The sequence below is a fragment of the Mucilaginibacter sp. L196 genome (genome assembly GCF_009765905.1).
Taxonomy (GTDB): domain Bacteria; phylum Bacteroidota; class Bacteroidia; order Sphingobacteriales; family Sphingobacteriaceae; genus Mucilaginibacter.
In genome coordinates this window covers 326,172-345,450 of record NZ_LMUO01000011.1, presented here as the reverse complement: position 1 = coordinate 345,450, position 19,279 = coordinate 326,172, and the positions used below count along the sequence as shown (strand labels likewise).

15 protein-coding genes are annotated in these 19,279 nt (G+C 40.7%); 2 read left to right on the top strand and 13 right to left on the bottom strand.

The features are described 5' to 3' along the window. Nucleotides 1-42: 42 nt before the first annotated feature. From GSQ74_RS09030 to GSQ74_RS08985, 10 genes are all read right to left on the bottom strand, one after another. Nucleotides 43-1,815, bottom strand: coding sequence for a cbb3-type cytochrome c oxidase subunit I (locus GSQ74_RS09030; protein WP_371724293.1), 1,773 nt, complete (start codon nt 1,813-1,815; stop codon nt 43-45). A gap of 124 nt (nt 1,816-1,939) precedes the next feature. Continuing rightward, entirely contained in the window at nt 1,940-3,145 is a 1,206-nt protein-coding gene (locus tag GSQ74_RS09025; protein WP_158992368.1) for a cytochrome c oxidase subunit II, read from the bottom strand. 48 nt (nt 3,146-3,193) lie between these two features. Then, nucleotides 3,194-4,447 carry a quinol:cytochrome C oxidoreductase gene (locus GSQ74_RS09020; protein ID WP_158992366.1) on the bottom strand — a complete coding sequence of 418 codons (1,254 nt, stop codon included), beginning with the start codon at nt 4,445-4,447 and terminating at the stop codon, nt 3,194-3,196. A 12-nt stretch (nt 4,448-4,459) separates the two neighbouring features. After that, nucleotides 4,460-5,044, bottom strand: a complete 585-nt coding sequence (locus GSQ74_RS09015) for a cytochrome c (protein ID WP_158992364.1) — start codon at nt 5,042-5,044, stop codon at nt 4,460-4,462. After that, complete coding sequence (locus GSQ74_RS09010) at nt 5,028-5,567, bottom strand: DUF3341 domain-containing protein (protein ID WP_158992362.1); 540 nt, start codon at nt 5,565-5,567, stop codon at nt 5,028-5,030. Before GSQ74_RS09010 ends, GSQ74_RS09015 begins: the two co-directional genes overlap by 17 nt. A 4-nt stretch (nt 5,568-5,571) precedes the next feature. After that, the gene (nrfD, locus tag GSQ74_RS09005) at nt 5,572-7,044 is read right to left on the bottom strand and encodes an NrfD/PsrC family molybdoenzyme membrane anchor subunit (RefSeq protein ID WP_158992360.1); all 1,473 of its coding nucleotides are present in this window, start codon (nt 7,042-7,044) and stop codon (nt 5,572-5,574) included. A gap of 21 nt (nt 7,045-7,065) precedes the next feature. Then, a complete protein-coding gene (locus GSQ74_RS09000; RefSeq protein WP_158992358.1) occupies nt 7,066-10,107 on the bottom strand; it encodes a TAT-variant-translocated molybdopterin oxidoreductase in 3,042 nt (1,013 codons plus the stop codon). 45 nt (nt 10,108-10,152) lie between these two features. Next, nucleotides 10,153-11,454: a c-type cytochrome gene (locus GSQ74_RS08995; RefSeq protein WP_158992356.1), complete on the bottom strand. Its 1,302-nt coding sequence runs from the start codon at nt 11,452-11,454 to the stop codon at nt 10,153-10,155. Nucleotides 11,455-11,758: 304 nt separating this feature from the next. Beyond that, nucleotides 11,759-12,739 carry a deoxyhypusine synthase family protein gene (locus tag GSQ74_RS08990; RefSeq protein WP_158992354.1) on the bottom strand — a complete coding sequence of 327 codons (981 nt, stop codon included), beginning with the start codon at nt 12,737-12,739 and terminating at the stop codon, nt 11,759-11,761. 132 nt (nt 12,740-12,871) lie between these two features. Then, nucleotides 12,872-14,581 carry a hypothetical protein gene (locus GSQ74_RS08985; protein ID WP_158992352.1) on the bottom strand — a complete coding sequence of 570 codons (1,710 nt, stop codon included), beginning with the start codon at nt 14,579-14,581 and terminating at the stop codon, nt 12,872-12,874. A 158-nt stretch (nt 14,582-14,739) separates the two neighbouring features. Here GSQ74_RS08985 and GSQ74_RS08980 point away from each other — a divergent pair, with 158 nt between their 5' ends. Continuing rightward, nucleotides 14,740-15,891: a polymerase gene (locus GSQ74_RS08980; protein WP_158992350.1), complete on the top strand. Its 1,152-nt coding sequence runs from the start codon at nt 14,740-14,742 to the stop codon at nt 15,889-15,891. 102 nt (nt 15,892-15,993) lie between these two features. Here GSQ74_RS08980 and GSQ74_RS08975 read toward each other — a convergent pair whose 3' ends face one another. Continuing rightward, the gene (locus GSQ74_RS08975) at nt 15,994-16,332 is read right to left on the bottom strand and encodes a GxxExxY protein (protein WP_254060837.1); all 339 of its coding nucleotides are present in this window, start codon (nt 16,330-16,332) and stop codon (nt 15,994-15,996) included. Between the two features lie 48 nt (nt 16,333-16,380). Beyond that, nucleotides 16,381-17,169 carry an O-methyltransferase gene (locus tag GSQ74_RS08970; RefSeq protein ID WP_158992348.1) on the bottom strand — a complete coding sequence of 263 codons (789 nt, stop codon included), beginning with the start codon at nt 17,167-17,169 and terminating at the stop codon, nt 16,381-16,383. Nucleotides 17,170-17,210: 41 nt separating this feature from the next. Between GSQ74_RS08970 and GSQ74_RS08965 the strand changes: the two genes are divergently transcribed. Continuing rightward, the gene (locus tag GSQ74_RS08965; protein ID WP_158992346.1) at nt 17,211-18,068 is read left to right on the top strand and encodes a transglutaminase-like domain-containing protein; all 858 of its coding nucleotides are present in this window, start codon (nt 17,211-17,213) and stop codon (nt 18,066-18,068) included. A gap of 194 nt (nt 18,069-18,262) precedes the next feature. Here GSQ74_RS08965 and GSQ74_RS08960 read toward each other — a convergent pair whose 3' ends face one another. Next, complete coding sequence (locus GSQ74_RS08960) at nt 18,263-19,246, bottom strand: pyruvate dehydrogenase complex E1 component subunit beta (protein ID WP_158992344.1); 984 nt, start codon at nt 19,244-19,246, stop codon at nt 18,263-18,265. Nucleotides 19,247-19,279: the final 33 nt, after the last annotated feature.

The following is a 19,279-nucleotide window of genomic DNA, read 5'->3' as shown; positions in this document are numbered from 1 at the left end:
TATTAGTACATGGATAAAGCGGCTCGACCGCCATTCCGTATACTATTTTACTTCTTGATTACTATGGGTATTTACCCATTTAGTATGTTCTTCTAAACCAACAGGATTATCTTCAAAATCATGCGGCAAATTTGAACTCATAGTTTCAGACAATGGTGTAGTTTGCAAGATATAATCTTGCTCTGCACCTGGTTTGCTGTAATCATATGGCCAACGGTAAACAGTTGGGATTTCGCCCGGCCAGTTACCATGTATACGCTCAATAGGTGTAGTCCACTCCAATGTATTGGCTTGCCATGGGTTTTGTGTTGTCTTTTTACCCCAGAATATAGAGGTAATAAAGTTATACAAGAATGCTACTTGTGCTAATGCAGACATGATAGCAGCCCAAGTAATGAATGTATTTACTGATAACCACTGTTTCATTGATTCAAACTCAGTAAACGCGTAGTAACGACGTGGCACACCATCCAAGCCCATAAAGTGCATTGGGAAGAATACCAGGTAAGCACCTATGAATGTTAACCAGAAGTGCAGGAAGCCAAGCTTCTCGTCCATTAAACGGCCAAACATTTTAGGGAACCAGTGATATACACCGGCAAGCATACCAAATATAGCTGCCGAACCCATTACCAGGTGGAAGTGGGCAACAACAAAGTAAGTATCGTGTAAGTTTATATCTAACGCTGCGTTACCTAAGAAGATACCTGTTAAACCACCAGAGATAAAGAAAGATACCATACCGATAGCGAATAGCATAGCAGGTTTAAACCTGATGTTACCGCGCCACAGTGTAGCCAGCCAGTTGAATGTTTTTACTGCGGATGGTACAGCGATGATCAGCGTAGTGATCATGAACACACCACCAAGGAACGGATTCATACCCGTAACGAACATATGGTGCCCCCATACAATGAATGATAATACAGTAATACCGATTAATGAGTAAACCATCGCATGGTAACCGAAGATCGGTTTACGTGAGTTTACTGACATAATTTCAGAAGATATACCCATTGCAGGCATAATTACGATGTATACCTCAGGGTGACCTAAGAACCAAAATAAGTGTTCAAATAATATCGGGCTACCACCTTCAAAAGGCATTACTTTACCATTCAAAACGATGTCTGAAAGATAGAAACTTGTACCCATGCTGCGGTCAAATATCAATAGTACAACACCTGCAACCAATACAGGGAATGATAATACACCCAATACAGCGGTTAAGAAGAATGCCCAGATAGATAAAGGCATTTTCCAAAGGTCCATACCTTTTGTACGCATGTTTAATACAGTACTTACGTAGTTAATACCTCCCATTAATGATGATGCTACGAAGCAGATCATACTGGCTAGCCATAAAGTCATACCCATTTCAGATCCCGGCATTGCTTTTGGTAAAGCTGATAACGGCGGATATACTGTCCAGCCACCGCTAGCAGGGCCTTTTTGTACAAAGAATGAACTTAACATGATAACACACGCTAAGAAGAAGAACCAGTATGATAACATGTTCATGAACGGAGATGCCATATCGCGGGCACCTACCTGAAGAGGTATCAATAAGTTACTAAAAGTACCGCTCAATCCTGCTGTTAGTACAAAGAATACCATAATGGTACCGTGAATGGTAACCAACGACAGGTAAAAGTTTGGATCTAAACGGCCACCAGGTGCAAAACGACCTAATAAAGTTTCCAATAAAGGAAATGCTTTATCAGGATATGCTAACTGGATCCTGAACAAGATAGACAAGGTCATCGCGATAACCGCCATAGTAATGCCTGTAATCAGGAATTGCTTAGCGATCATTTTGTGATCCTGGCTAAATATGTATTTTGTTATAAAAGTATCATGATGGTGTTCGTGACCTTCTTCGTGATGTACTACTCCGTGATCGTGAACTGCTAATGTTGACATACTCGCTAATCTTATATTAATTATTTAACGCTAATCTGTTCTTTGCTGTTGTAGTATCCTGCGGTGCGGCTGCTGGTGCTACGGGCATATTCCATTCTTTTCTTAACGCGTCGGTTAAGTAAGGTTTTTGTTTTGCTATCCATTGCTGATATTCAGCTTCTGTTACCACACGTACTACTTTTTTCATGTTGTAGTGAATACCGCCACATATTTTGTTGCAATAAAGCAAATATTCAAAATCAGGATTATTCAGCCTGTTACGCATATCGGCTGTGGTAATAGTAGGTGTAAATTTAAAGAAGGTAGGTAAACCCGGTACAGCGTTCAATTGCACACGGAAGTGTGGCATGTAACAGCTGTGGATCACATCCTGCGCACGTATATTCAACCTTACTGATCTGTTTACCGGTAGATACATAGTATCGGCCTCCAAATCGTCAAAGCTATTCCTGTCTTTAAAATCAATACCTAATTTGTTGTCACCAGTTACTAATTTGTAGTTAACAGCACCTAGTTTCAAATCTTTACCAGGGTAACGTAACTCCCATGCAAACTGGTGACCGGTTACTTCAATATTTAATGAAGGACGATCTCCTTTAGCATCAGCGCTATTGGTAATTTCCTGCCAGGTGAAGAAACCGAATACTACCAATATGGTTAAAACCATAGCAGGTAATATTGTCCAGATTTTTTCGATGGTGTTGTTATGTGGTAAAAAGAATGCTCTGCGCTTGTCAGAATGTTTATACCTGAATAAGAAGGTGAACAACAATATCTGGGTAACAAAAAACACGAACATGGTGATCACAGTGGTAACCGTGAACATCTCGTCGATTTTAACACCGTTTGCTGATGCGGCCTCAGGTAAAGTCATGCTGCCTTGAACAGTGAATGACCAATAAGCACCATATAATCCAAATAAAAGGAACACAAGGCAAATCACTGCCATCAGGTTATTCCAGTTCAGTTCTTTTTTACCCTGCATCTGGCGGGTTAAATCGTATACTTTCAAAATTTTACCCACGATGGCAATAACCACACATAGTAAAAGGAAAAGCAACACATAGTAACCGGCACCCATCCACATAACTGATTTATCATCAGTTGCCGCAGGGGTAGCAGCGGCGGCAGTTTGCGCCATTACCAGGTTTGTGCCTGTAAGCATAAACACCGCTAATAGGGAAAGTATTTTTTTAGACTTTATTAATTTTTTGAATCCCATTTTGTTGTTCGTTTGGTATTCTGTATTTGGTTGCGAATTTAACAATTATTATACGTGATGGTGAAGGCTCTCTTCCAAAAATGGGTGATTTTTTGGAACAAGAGATTTAAATTTACTTAGTGCTGTTGACACCATGTAAGCAAATAAACCTGCAAATCCAATAAATGTACCTACTTCTTCGTATGAGAAACCTCTACCGTTAGGGCCTACTGTTTCAGGCATAATCATCACATAATAATCAAGCCAATGGCCTAATATCAATATGATACATACTACCTTTAATACTTTTGTTTTACGTTTGGCATCACGAGACATTATGATCAGGAATGGCGCCATAAAGTTGATCACGATATTTAACCAGAACCACGGTTTAAATTCAGGCTCCCATCTTTTGTAGAAATAAACAACTTCTTCAGGTAAGTTGGCATAGTAGTTTAATAAGAACTGTGCAAACCAGATGTAAGTCCAGAATATTGAGAAGGCAAACATGAATAAGCCCATGTTATGCATGTGGTTCTCATTTAACCATGAGAAATATCCTTTTTCACGTAATAAGATTATCGTAAGAGTGATAACTGCTAAACCGCTAACCCAAAGGGCGGCTAAGTTATACCAACCAAACATGGTAGAGTACCAGCGAGCTTCTAACGACATGATCGCATCGAAACCAAAAACCGGATCGGTCATACCAAAAACAAGCAGGAATACACAAGCGATATTAAAGCTCTTTTTGTAATTAACCATTCCACCGATTTCATCCTCGTTCTCAGAGTATTTTACCAGCATTCCTGCTAATAATGAATATAAACCTAAAAACACGATTAAACGGATAAAGAAGAAAGGAATATTTAAGAAACCCGCTTTGCCTGCTACAGTTGAATCATAATTCGGGCTATGAACATCAGACATACCAGAGGTTGCCCATTGCGCATATAAATAAGGTTGTGCTACTACTCTATCGTTAACTATTACATTGTGTGTAAAGTGTATACCTGCTGCTATTACAACAAGTAATATTAAGGATGCGTAAGGAATTAATTTAGCAAATGCCTGTGGTATACGGATCATCGAAGCCGACCAACCTGCTTGTGCAGCATATTGTATAGCGCAAAAAACAGCACCTGCGCAGCATACGCAAGTAAGATAGTAGGCCATTAACAACAAATTCGAAAATTCGCGGTCAGCATTGAAAACAAGACCGGCTATAATGCTGATAACACCTATAACAATTGCAATCAGGCTCCAGGTTTTTGCCCGGCCTTCAAATACAAATTGATCGTCTAAATTATTATGAGTTTTCATTAAAAAATCAGCTTATAAGGTTTGTAAATGGTGAACATACATGATTACTTTCCAGCGTTCGCTTGGGTCAAGCTGTGAAGCATAAGAACCCATTGCATTCAATCCGTAAGTAATGGTGTGGTATATTTTACCGTCTGTTAAATCTTTCATTGCACCACCACGTGATGATTGACCTTTTGAATAAGACGGCGGTGGTGGAAACCCGTGTTGAACCACTAAACCATCACCCTGGCCATTTTGACCGTGGCAAGGAGAGCAGAAGTGCAGGAACAATACTTTTCCATCAGCAAAGTTAGCAGCTGTTTGTGGCAGTGGGCTTTTTACTTCGGTACTTGCTAGTTCATATCCATCATGGGTATTAGGGTAATCAAATTTAACCCAACCAATAGGTATAGTACCAGCCGGCGGAACCTGTGCTGTTTTACCATCCTTAAAATTGGTATTCGGTTGATCCGGGTCATACGCAAGGTGTTCGTACATGTTAGGAGCGTATTCCCAACCGGTGCTTCTTTTATCTTTGCACGATGATATTACAACCGTGGCAGCTATTGCGATAATTAATACACCTAATATTCTAAATTTATTCATAGCTAACATATTTTCTGTCGTTATGCTTAACTTCTACAGCTCCCGCCTCTTTTAACAAATTGTTTATATCCTCGTGCGGAATATTGTTCTTTTTAACATCAATGGCAATCACAAACCGGTCGTTAGTAGCCCTGTAATCCATAACCCTTGGCGTACGGCCCGGGAAAAGGTGAGTAGCGAAAAAGAAGGTTGCAACTGTACCCAAAGCGGTGTAAAGTACCGTCCACTCAAAAGTAATTGGAATAAAATCGGGCACCGCGAATGCCGGCTTACCACCAATATTCATCGGCCAATCGTGTACCATGGCAAAATAAATTATGCTGAAGATAACAGTTCCGCCAAGGCAACCAAACATAAAGGCTGCATAACCCAGGCGTGAATCTTTTATACCCAATTTTGCTTCAATACCGTGAATAGGCATTGGAGTGTACACGTCGTAAATAGGAACACTGTTCTGTTGAAGTGCAGTTATTCCGTCCATCATTTCATCGGGATCTTCGAAAAGTCCCAGTATAAATTTAGTGCTGCTCATTTACTTATACTTTTTCGTATTCAGCAATATCAATTGCATCAAACTTCGTTAACGCGTCTTTATAGAATGCGCCTTGTGTGGCATCTATATGACCGCTCTGTAATATTTTCTTCTTCTCTTGCTCGCTTGAACCTTTCAGTAACAATTTAACTTCGGCGATTGCTATTGAAGGCAATACCCGCAGGAATAAAAGGAACAAGGTAAAGAACACACCTATCGATCCAACAAACACGCTCACGTCGATCCATGTTGGATAGAACATTGCCCAGCTTGATGGCAGGAAGTCGCGGTGTAATGAGGTTACGATAATTACGAAACGCTCAAACCACATACCTATATTGATAATGATTGACAGGAACCATGTTGCCGCGATGCTGGTTCTAACCTTTTTAAACCACAATACTTGCGGGATAATACAGTTACAGCAAAACATTGACCAACTAGCCCACCAATACGGACCGAAGTAACGGTTAATGAAAGCGTATTGCTCATACTCTACTTGTGAGTAGTAAGCAATAAAGAACTCAGTACAGTAAGCCACCATTACTATTGATCCTGTTAAGATGATGATCTTATTCATCGCCTCAATATGGAACATGGTGATGTAGTTCTCTAACCCTAATACTTTACGCGCTATTAATAATAGCGTTTGCACCATGGCGAAACCCGAGAAGATCGCACCAGCAACGAAGTATGGAGGAAAAATGGTTGTATGCCATCCCGGTTCAAGGGATGTAGCAAAGTCCATTGATACGATGGAGTGAACCGAAAGTACCAGCGGTGTAGATATACCTGCTAATATCAGTGATACGGTTTCGAAACGCTGCCAGGTTTTTACTGAGCCCGTCCAGCCGAAAGACATAAATGAATATATTTTACGACGAAGACCGGTAGCACGATCACGAATGGTAGCGATATCAGGCAATAAACCTGTGTACCAGAATACTAATGATACCGTAAAGTATGTGGAGATCGCGAATACGTCCCAGATCAGCGGTGAGTTAAAGTTAACCCAAAGTGAACCGTACTGGTTTGGTAATGGTAATGAGTAAACTGCCATCCAAGGGCGGCCCATGTGAGCCACGATGTAACTGGCGGCGCAAATTACCGCGAAGATGGTCATCGCTTCGGCAGACCGGTTGATGGAGTTACGCCATTTTTGACGGAACAGCAACAAGATTGCCGAGATAAGCGTACCAGCGTGACCAATACCTACCCACCACACGAAACCGGTGATATCCCAGGCCCAGCCTACTGTTTTATTTAATCCCCATGATCCGATACCATACCAAAAAGTATAACTTACCGCGAATAACCATAGGGTAGCACCCATAGATGCAACGCTAAATCCTATCCACCAGGCTCTTCCGGGCAATTTTTCAACAGGGCGCAATATATCCTCAGTGATCTGAGCATACGTGATGTTGTTACCCGTAATTAACGGTTCCCTGATTATTGATTCATTATGAGATGACATATATTAAATCTCTATTTTAAATTAAGCCTCTAATTCAGTTCTGTTTCTAACTTTTACCTGGTAACCTACACCTGGTTGAGTGTTTAACTCTTCCAATACGTAGTAAGTACGTTCGCTCTTCAATGCTTGCGCAACTTCCGAGTTTGGATCATTAACGTTACCAAATATAATAGCGTTAGCAGGGCAAGTTTGCTGGCAAGCAACTTTAATGTCACCGTCTTTTACAGAACGTTTTTCCATTTTAGCTTTCAGCTTACCTGCTTGTATACGTTGTATACACATTGAACATTTTTCCATAACACCACGGAAACGTGTTACCACATCAGGGTTAAGTACTAATTGTGTATGCTCACCTTGCAGGTAGTTATCAAAACGTGCATCATTCCAGTAGTTAAACCAGTTAAAGCGACGTACTTTGTAAGGGCAGTTGTTAGCGCAGTAACGTGTACCGATGCAACGATTGTAAGCCATCATATTTAAACCCTCTGATGAGTGAACGGTAGCTAATACCGGGCAAACAGTTTCGCAAGGCGCATGGTCACAGTGTTGGCAAAGCATTGGTTGGTAAACAACCGATACATTGTCCATATTAGCATCAGATAACTGGTTAATTTCACTTTCCTTAGTTATCAAATCACCACCTTTGTTAAAGCTGTAATAACGATCAATACGGATCCAGTGCATTTCACGGCGGCGGCGAACTTCGTCTTTACCAACAACCGGGATATTATTTTCAGCGCTACAAGCTACAACGCAGGCACCGCAACCGGTACAAGCATTAAGGTCGATAGCCATTACCCAGTTGAAAGTAGGATGATCATATTCGTCCCACATTGAGTAGGTTTTATGCTCATCAAAATGTCCGCTCGCTGCGTATGGATTCTTTTTGTATTCAGTGAAAGTAGTTTCGCGAATGATGCTGTTACGACCTTCGTATGAATGGTGTGTTTGTGTTTGAGCTAATTCAGACTGATCATCTGTTTTTTCAATCGTAGCTACCGCTGTGCCGATGAAAGCACCGTTACGGAAGGTATTGAACGGAAACGCGTTCTGTCCAACATTCTCACCTACCGGGCCTGCTAATGTACGACCATAACCTACTGCTACTGATATAGTACCTTGCGCCTGGCCTGGTTGCAATAACACAGGTAAAGCAATAGTGTAACCATTTGCAGTGATCTTAATCACATCACCTTGCTCCAAGCCTAAGCTCTTAGCGTATACCGGTGATAAAGCCGCGAAGTTTTCCCAGGTAACTTTAGAAACCGGATCAGGCAACTCTTGTAACCAAGGATTGTTGGCACGTTTACCATCACGCATCGCTATTGATTGATAAAGCTGTAATTCAACTTTACCGGCTGCAAGTTCGGCGCTGTGTGCTAATATGATCTGAGCCGCTGCAGTAAGATCATGGTTGGTTGTGTATGCAGTGGCTGTTTTATCAGCACCTTTAACATAACCAGTTTGTAATAAAGTTTCCCAACCTTTTAAGCCTGTTAGGCCACCTAAGGCAAGTAATTTTTTATCCCAATTATCTCTTACGTAAGCGTAATATTCTTTAAATGTACCATTACTCCATGCCAATAAGCTAGTTTCAGCCTGGCGGGTGTTGTAAACCGGGTTAATGGTTGGCTGTACTACAGTGTAGTAACCGGCCAATGAATTGCTATCACCCCATGACTCTAAATAGTAATGGTTTGGTGCGATGATGTTACAAAGTGCAGCAGTTTCTTCGTTATTTCTTGCGAATGATACTCTTAAACGAACTTTTTTCAAAGCAGCTTTAATCGCATTCGGGTTATGATAATCGTAAGCAGGGTTAGCATCCAGGAAGAATACCGCGTCAACCGCGCCATTGTTCATATCGCTTACCAATTCAACAAACTCAGCATCGTTACCAGCAAACTGATTTGAAGCGTTATCCAAATCAATAATAGTACCATAAGCACCTAACAAGCTGTTAATGCTGTTAACTAAAGTTTGAATCGCAACATCGTTAGATCCTGCAACTACCAAAGCTTTACCTTTAGCGGCTTTCAATTCTGCTGCTGCTACCGCGATAGCGTTTTCAGCAGGAAGATTATCTAATTTTTTTGATCCCGGTAAGGTAGTACCAGAGATAGCATTGTATAAGTTGATTAACGCAATGCCTTCTTCAGATGGTTTGATAGGGATGCGAACATCGGCGTTTGAACCGGTGTTGCTCATTCCGCTTTCAAACTGAATGTGGCGAGACATTTTTTTGCTTTGCAGCGATTTGTTGTTCCGATTTTTAACGTACTGACCGATAAACTCGGTTGGAGAGATCCATGTACCTAAGAAATCGGCGCCAAAGCTTACAATTACATCAGCCTGATCAAAGTTGTAGTGAGGCAATACTGCTTTACCAAAACTATTTTGATTTGCCTGGATGATACCGGTATATGATACCGCATCATAAGTAATGTGTTTTGCTGTTGGGTAAGCCGCGATAAAATCAGCAATTACTGCTAATGTTGAAGGGCTATTGATAGTTGATGTAACGATAGCGATTTTTTTGCCACCTGCTTTAATTGCAGAAAGCTCACCTTTAATAAAGGAGTCGATGCTATCCCAATCAACCTCTGCGCCATCTTGTTTCGGGTTCTGGGTGCGGTTTGAATCATAAAGATCCAATACCGATGCCTGTGCCTGCCCACTTAAACCACCTTTTGACAAAAGATCGTTAGGGTTACCTTCAATTTTGATAGGGCGACCTTCACGTGTTTTAACCAAAATAGCATGGCCATCATAAGATGATGAATAGTAGTTTGCCACACCCGGAGTTATCTCCTCAGGTTTAATTAAGTAAGGAATTGATTTATGAACCGGCACTTTTTGACAAGCGGCCAGGGTAACCGCACCTACTCCAAAGCCAAGGGCCTTTAAAAAGTCGCGACGGGGAGTTTTACCAAATAAACTACCGCCTTCTAAAACCTCTTCCACCGGAATCGGCTCTGCGAATTCATGTTTATTTTTCTCAACAAATTCTGGCGTTTTGTTCAGTTCTTCTAAACCTTTCCAGTATTTTTTATTGCTGTCCATTTAAGCTATATAAACTGTAATTGCTAAGTTCTTAATCTCTAAATATTAGTAGTGACACTTACCGCACTCAATACCACCCATTGATGCCTCGGTAACTTTCTCGCCGCGTTTGATGCGATCGTGAACAGCTATCATGTTATCATAGTAAGCATTTCCTTTGTGTCCGGCTTTACTAAAGTCAACCTCTGTACGTTTGTGGCATTGTACACACCATTTCATAGTAAGCGGTGAGTATTGGTAAATTTCTTTCATAGTTTGTACCGGGCCATGGCAAGTTTGGCATTTGATACCACCAACCTTCACGTGTTGTGAGTGGTTGAAGTATACCAAGTCAGGCAAGTTGTGTACCCTTACCCATTGAATTGGCCTTGATTTGGTACTGTCATATTTCTGTGTTTTAGGATCGTAACCTAAAGCAGCATATATTTTTTGTATCTCCTTAGAATCCTGTTTAACTACTTTATGACAGTTCATACAGATATTTAACGATGGGATAGTGGCGTTTTTAGACTTGTACGCACCTGAGTGACAGTACTGGCAGTCAATTTTCATAACGCCGGCATGCAAGTCATGCGGGAAATGGATTGGTTGCTCTGGCTGATAACCTGTATGAACGTTGGTATTCCAAAGTGTAACCCATGTCCAGCTTCCACAAGCGATAGTACCACAAAGGATCACGAAGAATATAAACTTCTTGTTTTTAGCAAGGTGTTTAAGGCCCGCCATTTTATCAACAGGAACTTTCGCTACACCGTCTTCAGTTTCAACTTCGTCCTCAAGTATAATTCCTTTGCCTCTTAATAACAGGCGCTCTAAGGTGCCTATTACTTTGTTTAACACCATTATAACTATAAAAGCTACAACGATAACGCCTAACAAACCCCAGATCACCAAACTACTTGGGCCTGAATCGGCAGTTGCTCCGGATGCACCGGGTGCACCTGCCGCAGGAGCAGCAGCTTGTTGAGTTTTCCAATCAGCGCGGATATAAGCTAAGATGTTAGTTACATCGGCATCGCTAAGGCTACCGAAAACGGTCATGCCCTGTTGGTTAAACTGGTTATAAATTTTTAATGCTTTTGGGTCTTTGGCTGCAATTAAAGCCTGATTGTTCTGCACCCACTTGATTAGCCACTTGTCATCAGTTTCGGCAGTAACCAACGGACCCAATGCAGGGCCTATTAATTGCGACTCGATTTTGTGACACGTTGTACAATTGGCCTTAAATAGGGCCTCGCCTTTAGTAGCGTCTCCTTGTGCGTGAGCAGAAAATCCCAAAATTGCAAAACCGGCAGTTAACAATACCGCTTTTGAAAATTGCTTGAAAATCAATGAGATATTTCTCATAAGGTGTATTTATGCTGAATAATTCTTTATTTAATGTATTAAACAAAAGGTGGACAGGTTGTCAGTTCCACATTTTCAGCCACAAAAGTATAATTTATTAAACAATGGCTGACAAATAAATGACAGTAAAACTTAATTTATAATTATTCTAAATAAATAATTTTTACTGTAAAAACTTAATAAAAACAGGGTGAAAAAAACGGGGGATTTTCGCTTCAAAAAAGTTGAGGATGCTATTAAATATCAATTATTTATAAATAAACATTTAATTCAGCATCCTCAACGCAACAAATCCTAAAAAAGATTATTGTTTTAATAACCAGGCGAAAATCAAAGGCGCAACTATAGTCGCGTCAGATTCCACAATAAATTTTGGTGTATCAATATCTAATTTACCCCAGGTAATCTTCTCGTTTGGTACCGCCCCTGAGTATGAACCGTAAGAGGTTGTTGAATCAGATATTTGGCAGAAGTAACTCCAGAATGGGATCTCAGGCATTTCCATATCCTGATACAGCATCGGCACAACACAAATCGGGAAATCACCGGCAATCCCCCCACCTATCTGGAAGAAACCGATTCCTTTACCTGATGAGTTTTTCACATACCAATCAGCAAGCCATGCCATGTATTCAATACCACTCTTCATGGTAGTAGCTTTAAGCTCACCTTTTATAAGGTATGACGCGAAGATGTTACCCATGGTTGAGTCTTCCCATCCCGGTACAACAATCGGTAAATTCTTTTCGGCAGCAGCCAGCATCCATGAGTTTTTTGGATCAATCTCGTAGTATTGCTCCAAATCGCCACTTAGCAACATTTTGTACATGTACTCATGTGGAAAATAACGCTCACCTGCGGTATCAGCATCTTTCCATAATTTATGGATGTGTTTTTGTAAACGACGGAATGCTTCTTCCTCCGGGATACAAGTATCTGTTACACGGTTATAGTGATTCTCTAACAAATCCCATTCATCCTGCGGGCTCAGATCACGGTAATGCGGTACGCGTTTATAATGCGAATGCGCTACCAGATTCATGATGTCCTCTTCCAGGTTGGCACCGGTGCAGGAAATAATGTCAATCTTACCTTCGCGGATCATCTCGGCAAGCGAAATACCCAATTCGGCGGTACTCATGGCTCCGGCTAAGGTTACCATCATTTTGCCGCCTTCAAGCAAATGCGTTTCGTAGCCTTTGGCTGCATCCATCAACGCGGCTGCGTTAAAATGCAGGTAATTTCTTTCAATAAACTGAGATATAGGTCCTCTTGTAGTGCTCATAGTTATTTTTTGTTGTCGAGCTGCAAAAGTAGGGAAATAAGGGAATTAAGTGTTTGAAAAGAAAAAATTAAGGGCTGGGATATCTTCTTCCACATCGTCATTGCTTCGTTCCTCGCAATGACGATGTATATTTTATTGCACGTATTGCTTAAACTTAGCGGCATTAGCAGAATCGCCCGCTTTCAGATAAAGCTGGTATACTTGTTGCGCAACCTGCGGATTATTATTCAGCATAAATAGTTTGCGATAGTAAAATGCTGCTTGCCCGTAATTTTTCATTACTTCATTTAGATTACCGGCATAATTGTAAAAATCTTCGTCAACCGGATATTGCAGCACCATCGCTTCCGCAACCTTTAAAGCGCCTGCATTGTAATTGTTTTTTTGATCGTATCGAAATAATGCGCCCATGGCATTTGTCCACCCGGTATGGCCTAGTGCTACTTTGGTAGCTAATGTACCTTCAATGCTGTTTTCAACCTTAAATTGTTTTGATATTGGTTGGTTAAACGGCCATTGGGTTTTCAGCATGATCATTTGATACTTGCCGTTTAAGGTATCAAGTTTGGTAATGGGCATTTCCTGTTGTAATTGCTCAAAGGTAATTTCGCGTTCAGGCTTAAATTTGATGAGTTTTTGTTTTTGCATGGCCTGATAAAATGCTTCGGACATGATTGCATAACCTAATAGATCAGGATGCACATGCTCCTCGATAGTTTCTGAACCTAATATGCCATGCGGAGAGTATTTCTCAAATATGCTTTTAGAATCAACCAAATGAACGTAGGGAAATTGGGAGGTAATTTTACTTATGGAAGTATTGATCGCTTCCGGCGCACGGAAACGTAGTTCATCCAGCTCCCGTGCTTTATCAAAATATTGTTTGGCCTTATCAAAGCTTGAGTCCTTATAAGCAAGCTGACCTTGCGCATAATTCCAGTTTGCTGATCCGGGACCATTACCTTCGGAAATAAAGGGTGGCAGATCTTTTTCATTGCTCACAACGTTACTTAAAAACACGTGGATCTTTTCATCATTTAGCGTGCGGCACAATTCAGTCATATTTTCATCAAACTGATTAATACCTGCCTGGTAATCGGCCGAGCCATATTTAATATGCTGGCGCGCGGCCATATCTTCCATTAGCGATTGGCGATCACCGGTTGGCTTTTTGGCGAATACCGCAACTACCTTTTTAATGAAGTTATTAAATAGCTGCACCACTTTAAGTTCCCGCAATTTAACAAGCGTTTGCAGCAAGAAACGGTTACTACCTACATACGTGGTTGACCCTACACCCAATGCCCCGTAATATTCGTTATGGCCTGTATAAATTAGTACTGCATCAGGTTGATATTGTGCCAGCTGCTTACCAAAATCGAGTACTGTATAGGAGTTAACCGCGGTTAACGACAAATTGATAATCTCAAAATTCTTATCCGGGTACATATGCATCAACCTATATTGCAGCCAGCGATGGAATGAGCCATTAGGACGGAAAGGAAACCCTAGTGTAGTCGACTCACCCAGTACAAATATCCGGAAAGTATTAGGTGCTTTATTAATAGCGAAAATCTCCTGATTACCTTTGGTTGCATCCAGTGTATCGGGAAAAAACTTGTCGGACGCATAGTAATTCATCACCATGTAATTCCCATTTGGCGGATATTTAACAAACAGGTCGGTGTTATGGCCGTACTCGAATATCTGGAGTACGATTTCCAACAAAATCAAAAAAAGGAAGGGTGTCAGAATCGATAGCCATTTAAAAAGAAGCAGCTTTTTACCACCAGGCTGATTATTTTCAGGCGCAGCTTTCGGTGCTGATTGTTTATTACCCATTGTTATTAAATTGTATTGGCTTATACCGGTTTATGGTGATGAAGATATTAATTTTTAATAATTGCAGGTAAATCGTGCAACGGTTAATACTTTTAACAATTTTCTAATATGCTGCAAAGGGGTCGGGATGAAAAAAATTCTATCTTTGAAAACCCTCTATGAAGAAATATCTTGCACTTCTATTTATACTCACTTTAAGTACTTACCAACCCCTATTTGCCCAGGAAAGTTTTGCCAAGAAATTCTTCCGGAAGATGTATCTGGATAAGGATAGTACTAAAAAAAGCAATTTTGTTGTCGTTCCTGCGATTGCTTCGTCACCCGAAACGGGGTTTGAATTTGGCGGAGCGTCCTTATTTTCTTTTTATACCGATACGGTAAAGCATAGTATTACGCGGGTATCCAGTATATATGGTTATGCCAGCCTGACTACCAAAGCGCAGGAAAAGGTAAGCCTTAATGCCAGTTATTGGGAACCACAAAACACCTGGCATTACACTGCCAATATGAGCTTTTACAATTTCCCTTTTGATTTTTACGGAATAGGCAACAACACAAAAAAAGCTAATGAGGAACTGGTTGATGAAAAACGCACACGGGTTATTATTACCGCGCAAGCATTAATTGCAAAGTATTTTTACGCGGGTTTTAATGCCGGTGGCTTTAAATATTATTACCATTCCGACCCACAGAACGAAAACACAATATTAAAAAACGATCCTGCAATTCAAGATCCAAGCGGTGGCTCAAACCTTACTACCGGCCCGGTTTTAACTTTCGACAGCCGTAATAACAATACCTATACTACTAAGGGTATTATTGTAAATACTTATTTAAATTTAACACAAGGGGTTTATAGTAACAGCGGTTATACCGGTGGATTTTTCAACTTTGATTATTCGCAATTCTTTTTGCTGCAAAAGAAGCTGGTTTTAGGGTTGGATGTTAAAGAGCAAAGCTTAATTGGCGGCGCATCTCCTTTTTATTTATTACCACAACTTGGTAATGATGCGCTGATGCGTGGTTACTATACCGGCCGCTACCGCGACCGTAACCTAATAGCCGGACAAGCAGAACTACGCTACCGTATTGATGAACGCTTTGGCCTGGTTGGATTTTTAGGCACAGGTGAAGTAGCAAATAGCTCGTTTAGCGCAAGTCAGTTAAAGCCAAACTATGGTGGTGGCTTACGCTACTTTTTTGACCTGCAAAAAGGCTTAAGTATACGTGCTGATTACGGTTTCGGCGAAAAACCTGCGGGTGAGCCAAGGGAGCAAGGATTTTATATAGCTCTGGGGGAAGCATTCTAAGTTGTCTGAACCGGGATTAAACGGATTTATAGAATTTTCAGGATGTTTGATTTACCCCGGTTTAGATAGGATTGTATTTTTTATTGTATAGCCGTTTAAATGTTAAAGATTGGCTTCCGAATTAATTAATAATCCTATTTGCATATTATAGGCTTCAAGATAATTTATTGCCTGAGCTAAATGCACATCTTCAAGATTAATTATAGCTTTAAGTTCAACCATAATTAAGTTTTCCACGAAAAAGTCTACCCTGCGAGTACCAATTTCTATTTGACGATAAAAAATAAGCATATCTTTTTCTCTTTCAAATAAAACACCTTGCTGTGCAAACTCAATCTCTAATGCTCTTTGATATATCACCTCCTGAAAGCCATTCCCTAATGTAGAATGCACTTGCATTGCACAGCTAATAATTTTATGTGTCAGCGCATCGTTAATCATTTGTTAGAATCTTATCCTGTTAATCGTATAAATCCGTTTAATCCTAGTTCAGACAGTCTTTATCAAAAAATCTTCCTTCGCCTGCCCTGATTTAAAGAATACTAATCCTATCCAAAACAGATCAATAGTTACTTTTACCTGCGGATGGGCTTTTATCTCGTCCCAGGCTTCTTTCATGCCCTCGCTCCAATAAATATCATCGAAGATCAGCATAGTATCTTCGTGTACTTTCGGCAGGCACCAATTGAAGTATTTTAGGGTAGCATCCTTTTGATGGTTGCCATCTACAAACATAAAATCCAGTTTATCTAAGCTGTTAATAATACCCGGCAGCGTATCATCAAAATTGCCTATAATCAGTTCAATGTTATTTAAATTGGCTTTATCAAATGTCGCCTGTGCAACCGCGGCAGTTTCGGGTGAACCTTCCAATGTATATACTTTTGCCTGCGGCGCAGCTTTTTGCAGGTAGATGCTGGTTACACCAAGACAAGTACCCAGTTCTATAATATTTTCCGGTTGCAGATCAGCTACCAGGCGATAGAGTAGCTGCGCCATCTTAGGTGGTTTAAGCGCATGAGCGGCTATATTACTTATTTTCTTCTGGCGATTATTATTTACATGCGAACCAGCACCTAAATCCAGTATGGTAATGGTGTTGTCATTAGTAAGTAAATCTTGGCGGATGCTTTCCACTTCGGTATATACTTTTTTAGGTGATTTATCGTAAATAATAGTATCAACCAGTCGGTATACAAAGGGAGAATGGGTGCCGTGACGGCTTTTAGCGTGGAAACGATGCGAAAGGTAATCTTTAGCAAACCTTATATTGAACATGGTTGTAAAAATATATAAACTTTAGTATTTTAGCATTAAGCATGATAAATGAAACAGAGGTAAATTCACTAATACGCTTGCTGGACGACCCCGACCAGGAAATATACAACCATGTACACGAAAAATTGTTGTCGTATGGGAGTGAAGTGATCGATTACCTGGAAACAGCATTCGGCGAAGCTTTTGACCCTATACAGCAGGAACGCATAGCTAACCTGGTACATGAGATTCAATTTGATATTTTAAAAAACGATCTGCGGCTTTGGCAGCATAGCGGCGCTTTTGACTTGCTACAAGGTATACTCATCATGAACCGTTATCAATACCCCGATCTGGACGAGCAGAAGGTAATTAACCAGATAGAAGCTATTAAGCGGGATATTTGGATACAGATGATGAACGAGTCCAGCCCGCCTGAGCAAATCAAACTGATCAACCACGTATTTTATAGTATTTATGGGTTCAGTGGCAATACCGCTAATCACCTCGACCCGCAAAACAGCTATTTGAGTCAGGTTTTAGAAACAAAAAAAGGCAACCAGATTTCGTTGGCTATTATCTATTCCATCATCGCCCAAAAACTGGATATACCAGTTTATGGTGTAAACCTGCCGCAGCATTTTATTTTGGCCTATATGGATGAAAGTCGACAAAGCGAGTTTGAAGGGGGGGTACTGTTTTATATTAATGCCTTTAACAAAGGTTTAATATTCGGTCGCCGGGATGTGGACATGTTTTTAAAACAGCTGAATGTGAAGTATGACAAGCAATTTTATGAACCTTGCTCTAATACCGAGATCATCAAAAGGGTATTACGTAATCTCATTAGCGCTTATGAGCATTTAGGCTCACCGGAAAAGGTTGCGGAGTTGAATGAGTTGCTGGAAATTCTTGATTAGTCTTCAACCTTGTCATTCTGAGCGCAGCGAAGAATCTATCCGTTGTGCAAAGTGTTGAGCAAAGTTATTAGATTCTTCGCTCCGCTCAGAATGACAAGCGGTAAAAAACATCTATAAAATAATAAAGCCTGCATATAGCAGGCTTCGTTTTGTATATATTTTCTCCCTTGCGGGAGAGTTTGTATTAGGGCAAACTATTTAGTTACATACATAACTTCTTTTACCGCTTTGATCACCCTTTCAGGGTTTGGCAGGTATTCCTGGATCAAAGTTGGAGCATACGGCAATGGAACGTCGCCACCCATGATGCGCAATACTGGAGCATCAAGATAATCAAACGCGTCTTTCTGTACTTTGAACGCAACCTCGGTAGCAATTGAACCTAAAGGCCAGCTTTCTTCAACTATTACCAAACGGTTAGTTTTTTTAACTGAATTGATCACCGTTTCGTAATCGATAGGGCGAACTGTACGTAAGTCAATTACTTCTGCATGGATACCTTCTTTTGCCAATTCGGCAGCAGCGGCAATAACCACTTTCATTATTTTACCAAAGCCTACTAAAGTTACATCGGTACCTTCAGATACTACTTTAGCTTTACCCAATGGTATATAATAAGTTTCTTCAGGAACTTCGCCTTTATCACCATACATTAATTCTGACTCCATGAAAATAACCGGATCTGGATCAATAATAGCTGATTTTAGTAAACCTTTTGCATCTGCAGGGTTTGATGGTACAACCACTTTCAATCCCGGGCAGTTAGCATACCAGTTCTCGAAACACTGGCTGTGCTGTGAGCTTAGCATACCCGCATTACCTGTTGGGCCACGGAACACGATAGGCACAGAGAACTGGCCACCACTCATCGACATGATTTTAGCCGCGCCGTTAATGATCTGATCGATAGCTACCAGTGAAAAGTTAAAGGTCATGAACTCGATGATAGGACGCAGGCCATTCATAGCTGAACCTATACCGATACCCGCGAAACCTAATTCAGAGATAGGAGTATCAATAACGCGTTTAGCGCCAAATTCATCCAGCATACCCTGGCTCACTTTATAGGCGCCATTGTATTCGGCAACCTCTTCACCCATAAGGTATATGTTTTGATCGTTGCGCATCTCTTCTTGCATTGCTTCACGAAGCGCTTCTCTGAATTGTATTTCTCTCATCGTATTAAAAAAAATTTAACCGCGCAAATATAG

Bases quoted from the DNA above. Each gene is read 5' to 3' on its own strand.
- GSQ74_RS09030 (WP_371724293.1), bottom strand. From the start codon at position 1,815: ATGATCGCTAAGCAATTCCTGATTACAGGCATTACTATGGCGGTTATC.
- GSQ74_RS09025 (WP_158992368.1), bottom strand. From the start codon at position 3,145: ATGGGATTCAAAAAATTAATAAAGTCTAAAAAAATACTTTCCCTATTA.
- GSQ74_RS09020 (WP_158992366.1), bottom strand. From the start codon at position 4,447: ATGAAAACTCATAATAATTTAGACGATCAATTTGTATTTGAAGGCCGG.
- GSQ74_RS09015 (WP_158992364.1), bottom strand. From the start codon at position 5,044: ATGTTAGCTATGAATAAATTTAGAATATTAGGTGTATTAATTATCGCA.
- GSQ74_RS09010 (WP_158992362.1), bottom strand. From the start codon at position 5,567: ATGAGCAGCACTAAATTTATACTGGGACTTTTCGAAGATCCCGATGAA.
- nrfD (WP_158992360.1), bottom strand. From the start codon at position 7,044: ATGTCATCTCATAATGAATCAATAATCAGGGAACCGTTAATTACGGGT.
- GSQ74_RS09000 (WP_158992358.1), bottom strand. From the start codon at position 10,107: ATGGACAGCAATAAAAAATACTGGAAAGGTTTAGAAGAACTGAACAAA.
- GSQ74_RS08995 (WP_158992356.1), bottom strand. From the start codon at position 11,454: ATGAGAAATATCTCATTGATTTTCAAGCAATTTTCAAAAGCGGTATTG.
- GSQ74_RS08990 (WP_158992354.1), bottom strand. From the start codon at position 12,739: ATGAGCACTACAAGAGGACCTATATCTCAGTTTATTGAAAGAAATTAC.
- GSQ74_RS08985 (WP_158992352.1), bottom strand. From the start codon at position 14,581: ATGGGTAATAAACAATCAGCACCGAAAGCTGCGCCTGAAAATAATCAG.
- GSQ74_RS08980 (WP_158992350.1), top strand. From the start codon at position 14,740: ATGAAGAAATATCTTGCACTTCTATTTATACTCACTTTAAGTACTTAC.
- GSQ74_RS08975 (WP_254060837.1), bottom strand. From the start codon at position 16,332: ATGATTAACGATGCGCTGACACATAAAATTATTAGCTGTGCAATGCAA.
- GSQ74_RS08970 (WP_158992348.1), bottom strand. From the start codon at position 17,169: ATGTTCAATATAAGGTTTGCTAAAGATTACCTTTCGCATCGTTTCCAC.
- GSQ74_RS08965 (WP_158992346.1), top strand. From the start codon at position 17,211: ATGATAAATGAAACAGAGGTAAATTCACTAATACGCTTGCTGGACGAC.
- GSQ74_RS08960 (WP_158992344.1), bottom strand. From the start codon at position 19,246: ATGAGAGAAATACAATTCAGAGAAGCGCTTCGTGAAGCAATGCAAGAA.